General features: G+C 72.0%; 14 protein-coding genes. 7 read left to right on the forward strand and 7 right to left on the reverse strand.

From position 1 onward, the window contains the following. Window positions 1-42: 42 nt before the first annotated feature. From IE318_RS03790 to IE318_RS03805, 4 genes are all read right to left on the reverse strand, one after another. A complete protein-coding gene (locus IE318_RS03790; RefSeq protein WP_189896263.1) occupies window positions 43-1458 on the reverse strand; it encodes a right-handed parallel beta-helix repeat-containing protein in 1416 nt (471 codons plus the stop codon). Window positions 1459-1643: 185 nt separating this feature from the next. Next, entirely contained in the window at window positions 1644-2126 is a 483-nt protein-coding gene (locus tag IE318_RS03795) for an AAA family ATPase (RefSeq protein ID WP_229903312.1), read from the reverse strand. 57 nt (window positions 2127-2183) lie between these two features. Then, a complete protein-coding gene (locus IE318_RS03800; protein WP_189896265.1) occupies window positions 2184-2678 on the reverse strand; it encodes a DUF1360 domain-containing protein in 495 nt (164 codons plus the stop codon). 110 nt (window positions 2679-2788) lie between these two features. Then, window positions 2789-3706: a YhjD/YihY/BrkB family envelope integrity protein gene (locus IE318_RS03805; RefSeq protein ID WP_189896267.1), complete on the reverse strand. Its 918-nt coding sequence runs from the start codon at window positions 3704-3706 to the stop codon at window positions 2789-2791. A gap of 153 nt (window positions 3707-3859) precedes the next feature. On the opposite strand from IE318_RS03805, the gene ctaD reads away from it, so the two are divergent. Together ctaD and ctaF are read left to right on the forward strand one after the other, a co-directional pair. Next, window positions 3860-5638 (forward strand): aa3-type cytochrome oxidase subunit I, encoded by a 1779-nt coding sequence (ctaD, locus tag IE318_RS03810; protein WP_189896269.1) that lies wholly within the window; start codon window positions 3860-3862, stop codon window positions 5636-5638. 19 nt (window positions 5639-5657) lie between these two features. After that, window positions 5658-6086, forward strand: coding sequence for an aa3-type cytochrome oxidase subunit IV (gene ctaF, locus IE318_RS03815; RefSeq protein WP_189896271.1), 429 nt, complete (start codon window positions 5658-5660; stop codon window positions 6084-6086). 72 nt (window positions 6087-6158) lie between these two features. On the opposite strand, the gene IE318_RS03820 is transcribed toward ctaF, so the two are convergent. Both IE318_RS03820 and IE318_RS03825 read right to left on the reverse strand, forming a co-directional pair. Next, a complete protein-coding gene (locus IE318_RS03820) occupies window positions 6159-6512 on the reverse strand; it encodes a DUF8129 domain-containing protein (protein ID WP_189896274.1) in 354 nt (117 codons plus the stop codon). Window positions 6513-6774: 262 nt separating this feature from the next. Next, entirely contained in the window at window positions 6775-7176 is a 402-nt protein-coding gene (locus tag IE318_RS03825) for a ChaB family protein (protein ID WP_030166112.1), read from the reverse strand. Between the two features lie 123 nt (window positions 7177-7299). On the opposite strand from IE318_RS03825, the gene IE318_RS03830 reads away from it, so the two are divergent. Next, window positions 7300-7692, forward strand: a complete 393-nt coding sequence (locus tag IE318_RS03830; protein WP_030166115.1) for a four-helix bundle copper-binding protein — start codon at window positions 7300-7302, stop codon at window positions 7690-7692. Between the two features lie 150 nt (window positions 7693-7842). Here the strand turns inward: IE318_RS03830 and IE318_RS44675 are convergent, their stop codons facing one another. Further along, window positions 7843-10377: an alpha/beta hydrolase gene (locus IE318_RS44675; protein WP_229903313.1), complete on the reverse strand. Its 2535-nt coding sequence runs from the start codon at window positions 10375-10377 to the stop codon at window positions 7843-7845. A gap of 181 nt (window positions 10378-10558) precedes the next feature. Between IE318_RS44675 and IE318_RS03840 the strand changes: the two genes are divergently transcribed. The 4 genes from IE318_RS03840 (at window position 10559) to IE318_RS03855 (ending at window position 16694) form a co-directional block, all read left to right on the forward strand. Then, a complete protein-coding gene (locus tag IE318_RS03840; protein WP_189896276.1) occupies window positions 10559-11557 on the forward strand; it encodes an aldo/keto reductase family protein in 999 nt (332 codons plus the stop codon). Window positions 11558-11789: 232 nt separating this feature from the next. Beyond that, a complete protein-coding gene (locus IE318_RS03845) occupies window positions 11790-12587 on the forward strand; it encodes an oxygenase MpaB family protein (protein ID WP_189896459.1) in 798 nt (265 codons plus the stop codon). Window positions 12588-12728: 141 nt separating this feature from the next. Then, entirely contained in the window at window positions 12729-15038 is a 2310-nt protein-coding gene (locus IE318_RS03850; RefSeq protein WP_189896278.1) for a serine/threonine-protein kinase, read from the forward strand. 78 nt (window positions 15039-15116) lie between these two features. Then, window positions 15117-16694 carry a phytoene desaturase family protein gene (locus IE318_RS03855; protein ID WP_189896280.1) on the forward strand — a complete coding sequence of 526 codons (1578 nt, stop codon included), beginning with the start codon at window positions 15117-15119 and terminating at the stop codon, window positions 16692-16694. Window positions 16695-16729: the final 35 nt, after the last annotated feature.

Consider the following 16729-nt stretch of genomic DNA (forward strand, 5'->3'; position numbering starts at 1 on the left):
GAAGGTGACGGTCGGGGCCGGCCGGGAAGGCGGCGCGGTGCGCTACGGCGTGACCTGCTTGCCGCCGAAGGTCACCACGAGATGGCCGTCGGAGGCGTAGGACCACGCCAGGGCGCCGGAGTACGAGGAGCACCGGGAGCCGTTGGAGCCGGTCCAGAACTGGTCCGAGCTGTCGGTGCTGCCCACGACCTTGTCGTTGGTGCCGCTGACGCCGAACCGGCACGAGGTGTCGTTCCGGAACACGGAGTTGCCGCTCTCCCAGTGGAAGTTGCGCTCGGCGTTGTCGATGCCGACGTTGTCGGTGACGGTCATGTCGCCGGGGTTGCTGCTGTAGGTGAACCCGTCATGGCCGTTGTGGAAGGCGATGTTGTGCCGGACGACATGGTTGACCGCGATCTTCTCGCCGCCGAGCTTGTAGCCGTTGCGGTCACCGCTGGTGTTCTGGGTGCCGTCGGTGAGGGTGCCGTTGTTGTAGGACAGGGAGTACTCGATGGTCACCGGGCCGATGGCGCCCGTGTCGGACTTGGTGTAGAGGTCCCAGCCGTCGTCGATGTTGTTGTGGGAGACGTCGTAGCGGAACACGTTCCCGGTGCCGGTGGTGAGCTTGGCGGCGAACCCGTCGGCGTTCTCGCCGCCGGAGTCCTCGTTGTCGTGCGACTCCGAGCTCAGGACCAGGTTGTTCGACGGCCACTGGCTGCTGGGGGTGCTGGAGGCCATCCGGCCGAGCTGGAGCCCCGTGTCGTGGTTGTACGCCGTCACCGCGCGCTCGATGACGTTGTTGCTGCCGCCGACGTAGATCCCGTTGTCGTCGGCGTGCTCGACGGTCAGGCCGTACAGGTGCCAGTACGAGGCGAAGAGCTGGATCCCGCGGTTGGACGAACTCTCGCTCTGGGCCGAGAAGTTCAGCACCGGAGTCTCGCCCGGGTAGGCGGACAGGGTGGTACGGGCACTGGAGGTCCCGTCCTGGCCCTGCGGGATGGTGATCGTCGACGAGTAGTTGTACGTCCCGCCGCGCAGGTAGATCGTGCCGCCGGGAGCGACGCGGCTGATCGCCGAGGCGAGCGTCGTCGGGTTCGACTGCGTTCCGGCCGCGCCGTCACTGCCGTTCGGGGCCACGTACAACGCGCCGCTCGCCGGTGGCGTCGTGCTGTCGCCGGACACGTCGACGTCGAGGTAGTCGATGTTGGGCAGGCCGCCGGAGGTGGTCGGGCTGAACCGGACGGTGTTGCTGCCCGCCTTCACCGGCACGGTCAGTGTCTGCGTCGCCCAGGTGTTCCAGGCGCCGGTGCCCGCGAACGTCGCGTTCGTGGCCGTCGAACCGTTCACGATGACGTCCGCCGGCCGTGCGGTGGTGGTTCCGTTGGCGATGCGCACCTTCAGTGTCGCCGTGCCGCCGGACAGTGCGACGAGCGCGCCGGCCAGCAGGCCGGCGGACGCGATGACGGGTCTGAGCTGCATCGTTCTCGTCTCCAGAATGGCGGTTCGGCCCTTGAAGGGGGCCGGGTGGCCGGGCCTTGCGAGAGTGGGGGGAAAGCGCTTTCTCCGCACGGTAAGCGTGCCGTGAACGCGTCAATAGACGAGTAGATGATTCATATTCACAGACATGAATATGGGCGGGTCCGGCTGCCGGCACGCGATGGTCGTCAGGCGAGCCGCCGGACCTCGAACCCACCGTGGCCGTCGAACCGCACGCCGTACACCGCGTCGAAGCCGTCGCCGGGCGCGGGGCGGCGCAGCCGTCCGTGCGTCGCGTGGATGCCGACGTCCGGGACCCGTTCGCGGCCCGTGCGCAGGGCGTTGCGGCGCAGCGAACCCGCCAGGTCCGGCGGGAACCAGTAGGCGATGACCGTGGCGCCGTGTGCGTGCCCGGCGTCCACCAGAGGGCGCCACTCCTCCGGGGAGGGGTTGTTGTTGTCGACGGCCACCGAGCGGCCGGCGGCCAGGGCCCCTTCGACCAGCCGCATCTGCCGGGCCTGCTTGCGGCGCGCGCCACGGGGGAACAGGTCCTTGCTCACCAGCTCGAAGCGGTCCGCGAGCCGGGAGCGGTAGAACGTGGACTTGCCCGACGCCTGCAACCCCACCAGCACCGCCAGCTCGGTCACCGCGCTCAGCTCCCCGGCCCTCACGCCCGGCTCAGTCCTCGGCCCGTACCCACGGCTCAGTCCTCGGCCCCCACGCCCGGCTCAGTCCTCGGCCTTCCGCTCCGTAAGACTCCAGGCGTACTGGAGCCAGTCCGCCACCGTCACCGCACCCAGCCCCGCGCACACCAGTCGGGCGGCCCGGGGTGCGCAGGCGTAGCCCCCGGCCAGCGTGGCGGCCACCCAGACGGAGACGCAGAACGGGCACGACACCAGATCACCGACGGCGCGCCGGACGACTCCGTCGCCGCGCGGCTCGTCCATGACCTCGCCCGCCGTGGTGTCGGCCTGGCGACGGGTGAACGGGGCGCGCAGAAAGCTGGTGACCTTGTCCTTGGTCAGCAGCCGGGACGCCTTGAACGTGGCCGCGCCCAGCAGCGCCACGTCCCACGGCGGAACCTGGTCGGGCAGGCGTACGCCGCTCCGCCGGGCCCCCACGGCGAACAGTGCCGCACCCGTCGCGAAGGTCGCCGCGAGCACGGCGTACCCGCCGAGGGGCACGGTGCCCTCGTCGTCGTAGGACCGCTCTGCGGCCGTCATGGCGGGCTTCCTCTCCGATGGCGTGCGGATGGACGGGACCCGGTGAGGTCCGGGGGCGGGGCGGGGCGGGCGCGGTTCGCGTCTCCTGGCCCGAGTGCCCCGCACACCCTTCATCCACGCGTCCGCTGTGGGGGCTCCTCCGGGTCTTGTGGTTCCTCTGGTCCCCCTGGTTCCTCCAGCTCACCTGGTTCCTGGGGCTCCCTGACTGCCCCGGGTTCTCCGGGTTCTCCGGGTTCTCCGAGCTCCTCGGGAGGCTTCCCGTGCTTCAGCAGGTGTCCCGTCCGGTCGCAGAAGACATGACCGACCAGCGCGCCGCCGTAGACGACGAACCCGGCGCCGATGAGCCACGACTCCACCACCAGGATGGTGCCGATGGAGCCGTAGCTGACCGCGTTGGTGACGATGAGCGGGGTGAACACCAGGTAGGAGAAGGCCCGCAGGCCCACCAAACCGGCCATGGTGGCCACGGCACCGGGCAGCAGCAGCCGCCATCGCACCTGGTGGCCGAGGAGGAAGTGCGGCCCCCACCAGAAGAACAGCACACCGATCGCCACGCTCAGCAGCATGCGGTAGTTCCCGGCGAGCACGGTGCGGGTCTGCACCTGGACGTACAGGTAGACCATGAGGACGCCCAGCCAGACGGCCTGCCGCCAGATCCGGTGCCACGGCCCGGCGGGCAGCCGCCACACCCGCTCGTAGGCGTTCTGCACGCCGGCGGCGAAGGACAGACCGAACACCGCGAGCAGGACCGCGCCCCACACGCTGGTGGTGCCGGTCACCTCGCGCGGCGGGCTGAAGACGTCGGAGAGCACCTCGGCCGACCGGCCGGACAGGTCCATGCCGTCCACCAGCCAGAGCGCGAACCCGCTGTGGCGCAGGGGGTCCGCCGCGGCGACGACGATCAGCAGCGGAGCCAGGGTGATCAGCGCCAGAGTGGCGAACCCCAGCGCCCGGTGCATGAGTTCCAGCCGCCTGCCCCGCCGGTAGAGTTCAACGGCCCACGACGGGCGCGTCCTTCGGCGTGACATGGTGACGGCGCCTCCTTCCGGTGCCGCGGGTGACCGGGCGCGGGCGCGTGAAACCAGCCCGCGTACATCATCGCGGCCCGACCGGCCGGGCGCAGCCCGACGGGCCGTCAGTGGCGGCGGCTTGAGCGAGACCTCGCCGGGTACCCGCGGCGCATGACGGTGGGCAGAAGGAGGGCGCGGGGGCCGCGCGGGGCGCGGGTGCGTCGGACGAGTCCGGGACCCGGACGACCCGGACAGGCCCTGCTGCGGTGGATCACCACCACCGATCACAAGGTGATCGGCAACCTGTACATGACGACGGCGTTCTCCTTCTTCCTCTTCGGCGGGGTGCTCGCGCTGCTGATGCGCGCCGAACTCGCGCGGCCCGGTCTGCAGTTGTTCGACAACCAGCAGTACAACCAGCTGTTCACCATCCACGGCACGGTGATGATGCTGCTGTTCGCGACCCCGATGTTCGCCGGGTTCACCAACGCCGTCATGCCGTTGCAGATCGGCGCGCCCGATGTCGCCTTCCCCCGGCTCAACGCCCTGTCGTACTGGCTGTATCTGTTCGGCGGGCTCATGGTGGTGTCCGGGTTCCTGGTGCACGGCGGGGCGGCCGGCTTCGGCTGGTTCGCCTACGCGCCGCTCAACAGCGCGGTCCGCAGCCCCGGCACGGGAGGCGATCTGTGGGTGATGGGGCTGGTGGTGACCGGAGTGTCCACGACGCTGGGCGCGGTCAACTTCGTCACCACCATCCTGTGTCTGCGCGCCCCCGGCATGACCATGTTCCGGATGCCCATCTTCACCTGGAACGCGCTGTTCACCTCGATCCTGGTGCTGCCCGCCTTCCCCGTCCTCACGGCGGCCCTGCTCGCGCTGGAGGCGGACCGGAGGTTCGGCGCGCGGATCTTCGAGGCCGATGACGGCGGTGCCCTGCTGTGGCAGCACCTGTTCTGGTTCTTCGGGCACCCAGAGGTCTACATCGTCGCCCTGCCGTTCTTCGGCATCATCTCCGAGGTCATCCCGGTGTTCAGCCGCAAACCGGTCTTCGGCTACGTGGGCATGGTGGGCGCGACCATCGCGATCACCATGCTGTCGGCGGTGGTGTGGGCCCACCACATGTTCGCCACCGGGGCGGTGCTGCTGCCGTTCTTCTCCATGATGTCGTTCCTGATCGCGGTGCCGACGGGGGTGAAGTTCTTCAACTGGATCGGCACCATGCACCGCGGCTCGCTGTCGTTCGAGACACCGATGCTGTGGTCGCTGGGCTTCATGGTGACGTTCCTGCTCGGCGGCATGAGCGGGGTGCTGATCGCCTCCCCGCCGCTGGACTTCCACCTCACCGACAGCTACTTCATCGTGGCCCATCTGCACTACGTGCTCTTCGGCACCGTGGTGTTCGCGATGTTCGCGGGCTTCTACTTCTGGTGGCCGAAGTTCACGGGCCGGTTCCTCGACGAACGACTCGGCAAAATCCACTTCTGGACGCTGTTCGTCGGCTTCCAGACCACGTTCCTCGTCCAGCACTGGCTCGGCGAGCTGGGCATGCCGCGCCGCTACGCCGACTATCTCGCCGCCGACGGCTTCACCCTGCTCAACACGGTCAGTTCCATCGGCGCCTTTCTGCTGGGGCTGTCCACGCTGCCGTTCCTCTACAACGTCTGGACGTCCGCCCGGCACGGCCGCATGGCCGAGACCGACGACCCCTGGGGGTACGGCCGCTCCCTGGAGTGGGCCACCTCCTGCCCGCCGCCGCGCCACAACTTCACCGCTCTGCCCCGCATCCGGTCGGAGTCCCCGGCGTTCGACCTGCACCACCCGGACATCGTCCGGCGGGAGCGGCAGGCAACGAACAGCCGAGCGAGCAACCAAGCGAACAGCCAAGCGAACAGCCAAGCGAACAGGCGGGCGAGCAGCAAGGCGAACGGCAAGCGGCAGACCGCTGGCTGACGGACCGTAGGAGTGTGTCGTGAGAACCGAGGCCCGGCTCTTCACCGGTGTGGCGCTGTTCTTCGCCGTGACCGCCGCGGGCTACGGCTGGTGGTCCGCCGAGCCCGCGGGCAGCGCCGCCCTGGCCGTCGCCGCCGTGATGGCCGCTCTGGTCGCGTTCTTCCTGAGGGTGCGGCACCGCAGGGGCGACGGCCCGCGCGCCGAGGACCGCCCCGACGCCGAGGTGATCGACGCCGCCGGACCGGTGGGCTTCTTCTCCCCGCACAGCCCCTGGCCGATCGTCGTCGCGCTCGGCGCGGCCGTGCTGGCGCTGGGCGTCGTCTACGGCCTGTGGCTCGCGCTGCTCGGCTTCGGCGTGCTCGGGTGCGGGGTGCTCGGCATGGTGTTCCAGTACCCGGCCCCGGACCCGGACTGGAGCCCGGATCGGGACTGGGGCCCGCGCCCCTGACTTGCGCAACGGCACCGGCGCACGAATGCCAGTGCGCCGGTGCCGGCAAGGAAACCAGGTGTGACCCGCTCCTTATGTGCGGTCGCCCTTGGGCTTGCCGCGCTGGTCCGGGGTGCCGTGCGGCGGCGCGCCGAACGGCTGCGGGGAGGTCGCGGGGGTCACCTGGGAACCCGCCTGTCCCGCGGCCTGCTCCGGGCGCAGCGCCGTGGGGTCGCCCGGGGTGGGCTGGGCGCCCGACCGCAGCTGCTCGAGGCGGGCGGTCAGCACCTCGGTCACCGGAACGCGGTCGGCGTGGGTGCGCTCGTAGGCGAGCAGCTCCTCGACCTCCTCGGCGGACAGCGAGCGCACGCGGCTCTCCAGGGCGCCGAGGGGAAGATGGTCGTAGTCGGGCAGGGGCAGGGTACTGCGGCCGGGATCATCGGCCATGGATCTCACTTCCCTCTGTGCGACGGCCTCACGTGGAGACGAGACGGTCGGCGGGGTCGGCGGCCACCGGGGCCCAGCCGGTACGGCGTCGAACTCACGACGCGCGAGTACCCGGGCCCACCACCACGAACCGACTCACCGGGAACGACCGGACCGCGGGCCGGGTGCGCGAGAGGACGCCCCGCAAGGAGACGGACTCGGCACACCCGGCACGCTTGGCGCACCTGGACTGGCGCACCTGGCTAACCCGGCTCACCAGGCCTCACGAGCGGGCCTGGCGGGTGCGGGAACGGTTCTCCTTGCGGATCGCCTCCAGCAGCTCGCCCTTGGACATGTGCGAGCGGCCCTCGATGTGGAGCTCCTTCGCCATGTCGTACAGGTGTTCCTTGGACGCGCTCTCGTCGACGCCCTCGCCGCTGCGCCCGCCCTGGCCGCGGGGCCGGGCCGACTGGGGGTCCGAGGGGCCCTTGCGACCGCCCTCCTTGCGCTCCCAGTGGTCGCCGACCTTCTCGTACTTGTGCTTGAGAGCGCCGTACGCGACACGGTGCGCCCGCTCGCCCTCGCCGTACTCCTCCACCGCCGAGTCATGGGCCTTGATCCAGGTGCGCTGGGCGTCCTCGGGGGAGCGCTCGAGTGTCGACGGCAGTTCCTGTCGTCCGGGCATGGATCCCACCTCCGTCCTGGTTGATCTCCGGGCCGGTCGAGTGCCCTGCACGAGGCACGGAAAACGGGCGGAGCCCTTGGGAGCAGCGGGTTTGGCGGGTACGGCACCGGCTACCCGCCGAGTGTGACTACGCCATCTACGACACCATCGACGACTTCGCAACAGGAACTCATACGGTTCCTGGAGGACCGGTTCGCCTGTGCGCAGGCGTGCACGGAGTGTGCGCGGGCCAGCGCCCTGCGGGCGAGCCTGGTGGACCCGGGCGGGAGCGAGGAGCAGGAACTCCTGCGGCGCATGGGAATCATGTGCGCGGAGGTCTGCGACACGACCTGCCGGGTGCTGTCCGAGCAGAACACCCAGGACGAGGCCGCCCTCCGCACCCAGCTGGAGTGGTGTGTGAGCGTCTGTCTGGAGAGCGCGCACGTCTTCGACCGGCACCCGGGCGCCGAGCAGGCCGCGGGCGCCTGCCGGACCTGCGCCAAGGCCTGCGGGGAGTTCATCGCGATCCTGAACTGAGCCGGGCGCCGACCGAAGGTCATCGACGCGCTGTCGATGTGCCGAGGGGGACCATGGCCTCCGCCGCCGTCCGCCGCCGTCCTCACCTTCCGGGGGCGTGAGCCTGCGCGAGCCACCGCCGGTCCCCTTCTGTGGCCCTGGGTGACCGCATCACCCGCCTTGCGGCAACGAGTCCAGATCGGCCCGCTCCCAGCCGGCCGAGACCAGCGTGTCCACGGCGGTGGCATCGCCGAGCGCCAGCGCCAGCGCGGCCGCGGCCGCGACCTCCGGATCGGGGTCACCGGCGGCGAGTGCGCGCAGCAGCACGTCGGCCCTCTCGTCCCGCTCCGGCAGCGCGGCGACGAGCAGCGCGCCCGCCGTGCGCGTGGCGGGATCCTCCTCCTCCAGCATGTCGGGGAGTACGGGGATGATCCCCCGGAGCATCTCGCGGGCGACCGCGTGCCAGTGTTCCTCGGCCGCGTCCGTCGCCCGCCCCTCGGCCGTGTCCATCGCCGCGACGATGCGCAGCGCCAGGCCGAGCACCCGGCGCCGGACGTGACAGTGGTGGGCCCCCACTCCGACGGCCGCACCGATCTGCGTCAGATAGGCGAAGGCCAGTACCGCGGCCGAACACAGCTCCCTCCCGGGATCCAGGAGCACGTCCAGTTCGTCGATCGCGCGCCGCGCGTCGTCGGCGTCCCAGGACAGCAGCCGTGCGAGGCGCCGGGGCACGACCTCGGGGTCCGCGTCCGTCGCACAGGCCGCGTTCTCGAAGGAGACCACCCGCAGCATGAGCTCGCGGGCCGGCCAGAGCGCGTCGGCGTCGAGCCGGACGACGGCGTGTCCGCTCGGCCCGCAGACCGTCAGGCGCAGGTCCTCGTCCAGCCGCACATCGGTGATACCGGGGCCGAGATCGAGGTCGGCGCGTTCGCCCGACGCGATGTCCCACAGCGCCACCACGTCGTCGCGCCAGCATGCGGCGAGGGCCGTCCCCGCGGCGGTGGCGGTGAGCGCGAGCCCGGTGAGCTTCGGGCGCCGACGCGCCACCTCGAGCGGCCCGTCGCCGGAGTCCGGCATCCACAGGTACAGCGTCCCGTTCCGATGCCCGCTCGCGATCAGTGCCCCCTCGTCGGGGAGTTCGATGCAGGCCAGGGCCGTCGCGGGCCCGGACGGCGGGCGGGCGACCACCGGAGCGGCGTCGCTGTCGAGCCGGCGCGCCCGCAGGGTGCCGTCCTCGTCGCCGGAGACGGCGATCGCTCCGGACACGGTCCAGGAGCCGGCGGCGTCACTCGCCGAGGACCGCTCGGTGCCGGACTCCACGGTTTCCTGGGACGTCGAGAGCACCGTCCAGCGGCCTGTCTCGTCCGTGTCGCCGGCCCGCAGCGCGATCGGCTTCGGGGCCTCCGTCACCGCACGGGGCGTCAGGATCCGCTCGGACCAGTCGAGTCCCATGCGGGCACCCAGTGCCTCGAGCGCCTGAGGGGTACGTCCGTGCACGGTCAACTCGACATCGCCGTACCCGGTGTCGTGGAACACGAGTGCGTCGGGAGCGCCGTACACGGTGATGTGCTGACCGACTTCACGCCATGGCTCGAAGCCCAGGGTGGGCAGTTCGTCCCGGACCCACGCCACGATCCGCTCGGTGTCGTCGTCGCCGTACACCGTCCAGCCGTAGTACGACGGCAGCCGCTGCACGGCGAGTTGGAGGAAGAACTCCGAGACGGATCCCGCCTGGAGCACCCACTCCTCATCGGAGTCGGTGGCCAGCACTCGTGGATCCGGAAGTCCCGCATCGGCCGCCGCATATCCCCACTCGTTGCAGTACTCGTACTCGGCCTTGAACACGCACACCCGGCGGTCGGCACCGGCGGGCACCAGGGCCGTGTCGTCGGGCAGCCCGCCCGCGACGCCGTAACCGCCCGGGTCGGGCCGCAGCGTCGGCGGGTACTCGGGGTGCGTCCAGTACAGGCGCGGGCTGTGGGTGAAGGAGTTGAACGGCAGCTCCCACCACTCGTCCAGCGCGGCCGGGATCGGCAGGCTCACATCCACGCTCTCGAACGGATCGGCGTCCCCCGCACCCACCGCCTCGCCCTTCAGCCGGCGCAGATATTGCCGGTGCTCGCTCTCGGACCAGCGCTGCCACGGAACGGCGTCCTCGGGAACCTCGTAGCCCCACTCCTCCTGGAACCGGCGCAGCAGCTCCCACCGCGGCGCCGTGTCCGCGAGATGCGCGGCGAACTCCTCCGGAGACATCCGGGCACGGTCCCCCCACCGCGGCATCACGCTCTTCAGGCGCTCCCCGAAACGTCCGTAGTCGATCACTCCGCTCATCGGGGCAGCGTATGGCATGCCCTTGCCATGACTCCGGTACTCCTCCAAGCAGGCGTAGGACCCATGGCCCTCGGCCCGCACCGTCAGCAGGACGCCGACGTCTTCGCCCAGCTCGCGCACCATGTGCTGGGCACCCTCGTACGGCGTCGTCGAGTCGCCGGTGTTGGCGACGACGAGGACCGGGGGAGCGCCCTGCGCGCTGACGTCGGGGGTGCGCCCGCCGCCCTTGAACGGCCGGCCGTAGCAGAGGTGGACGAACGGGGACCAGGCTTCCCCGAAGCCTGGCGAGGCCGCCTCGGTCTTCTTGATCGTTTCCTGGGCCAGTGAATCCGGGGCGCAGGTGGGAGTCGGCGTAGGTGATCGCGAGACCCGCACCAGCAGGCGCCGGCCCCCGGACCGACTCGCTTCGTCCGCGCCCGGGGTACACGCCCCCAGTACGCCCAATCAGCACCAGCTGTCGGCGGCACGCCGAAGCTGTTCAGACATCCACCACCCGACGCAGACGTTTCACCCGATACAGCCGATACATCCGATACATCGACACAGAGGAGCATCCATGCGGTACCGCAAGCTCGGCAGCTCGGACCTTGAGGTCTCGGAGATCTCGCTCGGGTCCTGGCTCACCTACTCCGGCGGCGTCGAGGCGGACGCGACCCGCGCCTGCACCGAGGCGGCCTTCGACGCGGGCGTCAACTTCTTCGACACCGCCAACGTCTACGGCCAAGGCGCCGCCGAGACGGCATGGGGGGAGATCCTCTCCTCCCGCCCCCGCGACTCCTACATCCTGGCCACCAAGGTCTACTTCCCGATGTCGGACGACCCGGCCGACCAGGGCCTGTCCGCGGCGCAGATCGCCAAGCAGATCGACGCCTCCCTCATCCGCCTGAAGACCGACCACGTCGACCTCTACCAGGCGCACCGCTTCGACCCCACCGTGCCGATCGAGGAGACCGTCGAGGCGTTCCAGAAGGTGGTCCAGCAGGGCAAGGCCCGCTACCTCGGCTTCAGCGAATGGACCCCCGAGCAGATCCGGGCCGCGATCGACATCGCCGGGCCCGACCTGTTCGTCTCCTCCCAGCCGCAGTACTCCATGCTGTGGCAGGCCCCCGAGGCCGAGGTCTTCGGCCTGTGCGCCGCGAACGGCATCTCCCAGATCGTCTGGTCCCCGCTCGCCCAGGGCGTCCTCACCGGTAAGTACAAGCCGGGGCAGCCGGTACCGGAGGGCAGCCGGTTCGCCTCCGCGGACATGGCGGTGTCGAAGGACCTCGTCTACAGCGACGCCACCCTTCAGGCGGTCCAGCGCCTCGTCCCCATCGCCGAGGAGGCCGGGCTCAGCCTGCCCACCCTCGCACTCGCCTGGATCCTGCGCCGCGGCGAGGTCGCCTCCGCGATCACCGGCGCCTCCCGCGCCGAACAGGTCCACGCCAATGCGGCCGCCTCCGGCGTGGAACTGTCCGACGACCTGCTGAGCGCCATCACCGAGGCCCTCGGCGACGCCCCGGTCACCGAACCGACCCTGGCCCCCGGCGCCCAACCGGGCGTCCAGCACCGCTGACCCCGTAGCGGCTGGGCTGCCGGCAGGTTGCTGGTTGCCTGTGCGCCCGGGCTCGGGGCGTTCGGCGTGATCTTCGCTCCGAAGGGACGGGGCTGCTGGGTCGTCCGAAGGGGCAGGACTGCTCGTAGGAGAGCGATAGCCTGCCCAGGTGGAGACCATACGCACGGGTGCGGGTGCGCGGGAGAGTGTGGGTGATCCCGGGCTGTTCGGGCCGCGGTCGGTGACGTGGCAGATGCACGGTGATCCGATGATGTGGGTCGCCGGGATCAGGGCCCTGTATCTGCAGGCCCTGCACCCCCGTGCCGTGCGCGGGGTGATGGAGAACTCCGACTTCCGGCGGGACGCGTGGGGACGGTTGAGGCGCACCGCGAACTTCGTCGGGACGACGACGTACGGGACGGCCGAGGCCGCCGAGCGGGCGGGTGCGAGGGTGCGCCGGATCCATCGCATGCTGTCGGCGACCGATCCCGAGACGGGGGAGCGGTACCGCCTCGACACTCCCGACCTGCTGCTGTGGGTGCACTGCGCGGAGATCGACTCCTATCTGCACGTGCTGCGCCGCTCGGGGTTCCCGCTCACCGACGCCCAGGCCGACCGCTACGTCGCCGAACACCGCGTCAGCGCCCGCCTGGTCGGCCTCGACCCGGACGCCGTGCCCGCGAGCCGGGCGGACCTGGCGGACTATTTCGAAGGGGTGCGACCTGAGCTCGCCGCGGGAGCCGACGCCCGCGCCGTGGACGACTTCCTGCTCCGCCCGCCGACGCATCCGCTGCTCGTCCCGGCGCGCGAGGTGCTGTGGCGGCGCGTGGCGCATCTGGCGTACGCCGCCCTGCCACCGTACGCCCACGAGCTGTACGGCAGAGCGGCCCCCGCGCCCCACGTCGTGACCCGCCGGCTGCGGGCGACCGGGACCCTGCTGCGCCGCGTTCCCGCACGTCTTCGCTGGCAACTCCCGCCCAAACACATCCTGCGCGCCATGGCCAGGCTCGGCCCCGAAGCCCGTCCGGCACCGTACAAAGTCGGACGATAGCGCGCCATACTGGGCGAGGGTCTCCCTTGTGGATCAGACCGACGCCGGGACACGGCCCCCGGGCGCGGTCCGCGAGGCGGGCCCGGCCGGGAGGGCGGCGGGGCACACGGTGGCACACGGCGACGGGGGCGGCGGCGCGAGATGGCGGACACCAGGCTGATCCAGGGCCGGTACCGGCTGCTCGACCCGATCGGGCGGGGCGGCATGGGCGAGGTCTGGCGGGCGCGGGACGAGTCGCTGGGCCGGCAGGTCGCCGTCAAGTGCCTCAAGCCGCTCGGCCCGCACCACGACCAGTCCTTCACTCGCGTGCTGCGCGAGCGGTTCCGGCGCGAGGCGAGAGTGGCCGCCGCCCTCCAGCACCGGGGAGTGACCGTCGTGCACGACTTCGGCGAGTCCGACGGCGTGCTCTACCTGGTGATGGAGCTGCTGGACGGGCGCAACCTCAGCCAGCTCCTTCAGGACAACGAGCACCGGCCGCTGGCCGTCACCGACGTCCTCGAGATCGCCGAACAGGTCGCCGCCGCCCTCGCCTACACCCACCAGCAGGGCATCGTGCACCGGGACCTGAAACCGGCGAACATCGTGCGCCTCGCCGACGGCACCGTGAAGATCTGCGACTTCGGCATCGCCCGCCTCGGCCACGACATCGGTTTCACCGCCCGGCTGACCGGCACCGGCATCGCCATGGGCACCCCGCACTACATGTCGCCGGAGCAGATCGGCGGCAGCGAGGTCGACCAGCGCAGCGACCTGTACTCGCTGGGCTGTGTGCTGTACGAGATCGCCACCGGCGCCCCGCCGTTCGACCTCGACGACGCCTGGGCGGTCCTCGTCGGTCACCGCGACACCCCGCCCGCACCGCCCCGCCGCCACCGCGCCGACCTCCCCGAGTACCTGGAGCAGATCATCCTCGACCTGCTCGCCAAGCTCCCCGAGCAACGGCCGCACGACGCCCACGAGTTGACACGTCGTCTCCTCGCCGGCCGGACGGGCCCGCCGTACGTGCCCACGGTGGTCACCGCGCGCCCGCGGCCGGGCCCGCCCGAGCCGACGGGCCGCGAGGCCGGCCGGCTGCCGTCCTGGACGCGTGACATGTCCACCGGCCACAAGGCGGCCGGTCCGGGACCGCACAGCACACCCCCGGACGCGGCGGCGGGTCTGTCCGGCGCGTGGACCGCGCACCCCGCCGTACAGGGCGAGCGCCGTGCCGAGCACCCCGCCACGGGCGCCCGGCCGGACGCCGTGCCGGCCTCCGCGCCGGGTGCCGTGTCCGCTGCCGGGCCCGATCGGCGGCGCACCCCGCCCCCGGAGGCCGTCGAGGCCCTCGACGGCCGCCACCACGAGGCCCTCGGCCTGGGGCGGCTCGGCCGCTGGACGGAGGCGGGCGAGATACACCGGGAGGTCGCCGCCGCGCGCGCCCGGCTCCTCGGCGCCGACCACCCCGACACCCTGGCCAGCCGCTACGAGGTCGCCTTCACCCTCAGCCGCACCGGCCGCGCCGCCGACGCGCTGCGCGAGTACAAGCACGTGGCCGAGGCCCGCATCCGCGCGCTCGGCCCCGACCACCCGGACACGCTCGCCGCCCGGCAGGAGATGGCGTACGTCCTCGGGCAGCTGGGCCGCCACTTCGACGCCCACCAGGTGTACACGGCGGTGCTCACCGCACGCGAGCGCACCATGGGCGCCGACCACCCCGACAGCCTGCGCTGCCGGCACAACCTCGCCTTCAACCTCAGCCGACTGGGCCGCCTCGAGGACTCCTACCGCATGGCCTGCCAGGTGGCCGCCGCCCGCGCCCGGGTGCTCGGCCCGCAGCACCCCGACACCCTGGTCACCCGGTACGAGGTGGCCTACGCGCTCGGGCAGCTGGGCCGCTGGGCCGAGGCACTGCGGACCTACCGGGAGGTCGCCGAGGCTCGCGCCCGGGTGCTGGGCGCCGACCACATCGACACCCTCGCCGCCCGCTACGAGATCGGCATCAGCCTGGGCCGCCTCGGGCGCAGCGCCGAGGCGCTCGAGCTCTACCGCGACCTGATCGAGGACCGCAGCCGCGTGCACGGCCCCCACCACCCCGAGACCCTGCGGGCCCGCCACGGACTCGGGGTCAATCTCGGGCGTCTCGGCCGCTGGGAGGAGGCCCTCGCCGAGTCCCGTGACGTGTGCGCCCTGCGCGAGCGGGTCCTCGGCACCGGCCACCCGGACACCCTCGTCAGCCGCCGCGAGGTCGCCGTCGGCCTGGGCTGGCTCGGCCGCTGGGCCGACGCGCTCACCGAGTACCGCCGGGTGGCCGCCGCCCGCGAGCAGGTCCTGGGCGCCGACCACCCCGACACCCTCGCCAGCCGCAACGACGAGGCGCACTGCCTGGAACAGCTGGGCCGCGGCGCCGAGGCCGGGGAGCTGTACCGCCGGGTGGCCGTGCTGCGCCAGCAGCGGGCTGCGGGCGGTCGCTGAGCCGGGGGCCAACGGGCCAGGTGCGCGCCGGGCCGCGCACCCCTGGCCGAAGTGGATCACTCCGTGTTACCAAGAGCCATGAGCGCACACGAGGCACAGGGCACGTACGACGCCGTCATCGTCGGCGGCGGGCACAACGGGCTGGTCGCCGCCGCCTACCTGGCCCGGGCAGGCCGGTCGGTGCTGGTCCTGGAACGGCTGGATCACACCGGCGGAGCGGCCGTCTCCACCCGCCCGTTCGCCGGCGTCGACGCCCGGTTGTCCCGCTACTCCTACCTGGTCAGCCTGCTGCCCAGGAAGATCCTCGACGACCTGGGCCTGGACGTGCGGCTGCGCCCCCGCACCGTCTCCTCGTACACACCGGTCGAGCGGAACGGGCGGCCCACCGGGCTGCTCGTCGGCGGCGGCGAGGAGCGCACCCGGGCGGCCTTCGCCCGGCTCACCGGCTCCGACCGGGAGTACGAGTCCTGGCAGTCCTTCTACGGCATGACCGGCCGCGTCGCCCGGCGGGTCTTCCCCACGCTCACCGAGCCGCTGCCCACCCGCGAGGAACTGCGCCGCCGCGTCGACGACGAGGACGCCTGGCGGATGCTGTTCGAGGAGCCGATCGGCGTCGCCGTGGAGGAACGCTTCGCCGACGACCTGGTGCGCGGCGTGGTCCTCACCGACGCCCTCATCGGCACCTTCGCCGACGCCCACGATCCGTCCCTCGCGCAGAACCGCTGCTTCCTGTACCACGTGATCGGCGGCGGCACCGGCGCCTGGGACGTCCCGGTCGGCGGCATGGGCGCGCTGACCGACGCCCTCGCGGACGCCGCCCGTGCGGCGGGTGCCCGCATCGCCACCGGTCACGAGGTGATCCGGGTGGCCTCCGACGGCCGCAGCGCCGAGGTCACCTACCGGACCCCGGAGGGCGAGGGCACGGTCGGCGCCCGGCACGTCCTGGTGAACGCCTCCCCGCAGGCCCTGGCCGCGCTGACCGGCGACGAGCCACCGCGGCCCGCCGAGGGAGCCCAGCTGAAGGTGAACATGCTGCTCAAGCGGCTGCCGAGGCTGCGCGACACCTCCGTCGACCCGCGCGAGGCCTTCGCCGGCACCTTCCACATCGCCGAGGGCTACCGCCAGCTGGCCGCCGCGCACGCCCAGGCCGCCGCCGGCGAGCTGCCCGCGGCGCCGCCCTCCGAGATCTACTGCCACTCCCTGACCGACCCCACCATCCTCGGCCCCGACCTCGTCGAACGGGGTTATCAGACGCTCACCCTGTTCGGCCTGCACACGCCCGCGCGGCTCTTCGCCCGGGACAACGACGCCGTACGCGACGAACTGCTGAAGGCCACCCTCGGCCAGCTCGACGCCCACCTCGCCGAACCGCTCGCCGACTGCCTGGCCACGGACGCCGACGGCCGGCCCTGCATCGAGGCGAAGACCCCGCTGGACCTGGAGCGCGATCTGCGCCTGCCCGGCGGCAACATCTTCCACCGGGCGCTGAGCTGGCCGTACGCCCAGGAGGGTACCGGCCGCTGGGGCGTTGAGACGCGCCACGCCAACGTGCTGCTGTGCGGCGCGGGCGCGGTGCGGGGCGGAGGGGTCAGCGGGGTGCCGGGGCACAACGCGGCCATGGCGGTACTGGAGGGGCGGCCGGGACAGGAGGGCTGAATGCCTCGGCCGCCGTGGGGCACTCCGACAGTGCG

It is taken from the genome of Streptomyces spiralis, assembly GCF_014654675.1.
Taxonomy (GTDB): Bacteria; Actinomycetota; Actinomycetes; order Streptomycetales; family Streptomycetaceae; genus Streptomyces; species Streptomyces spiralis.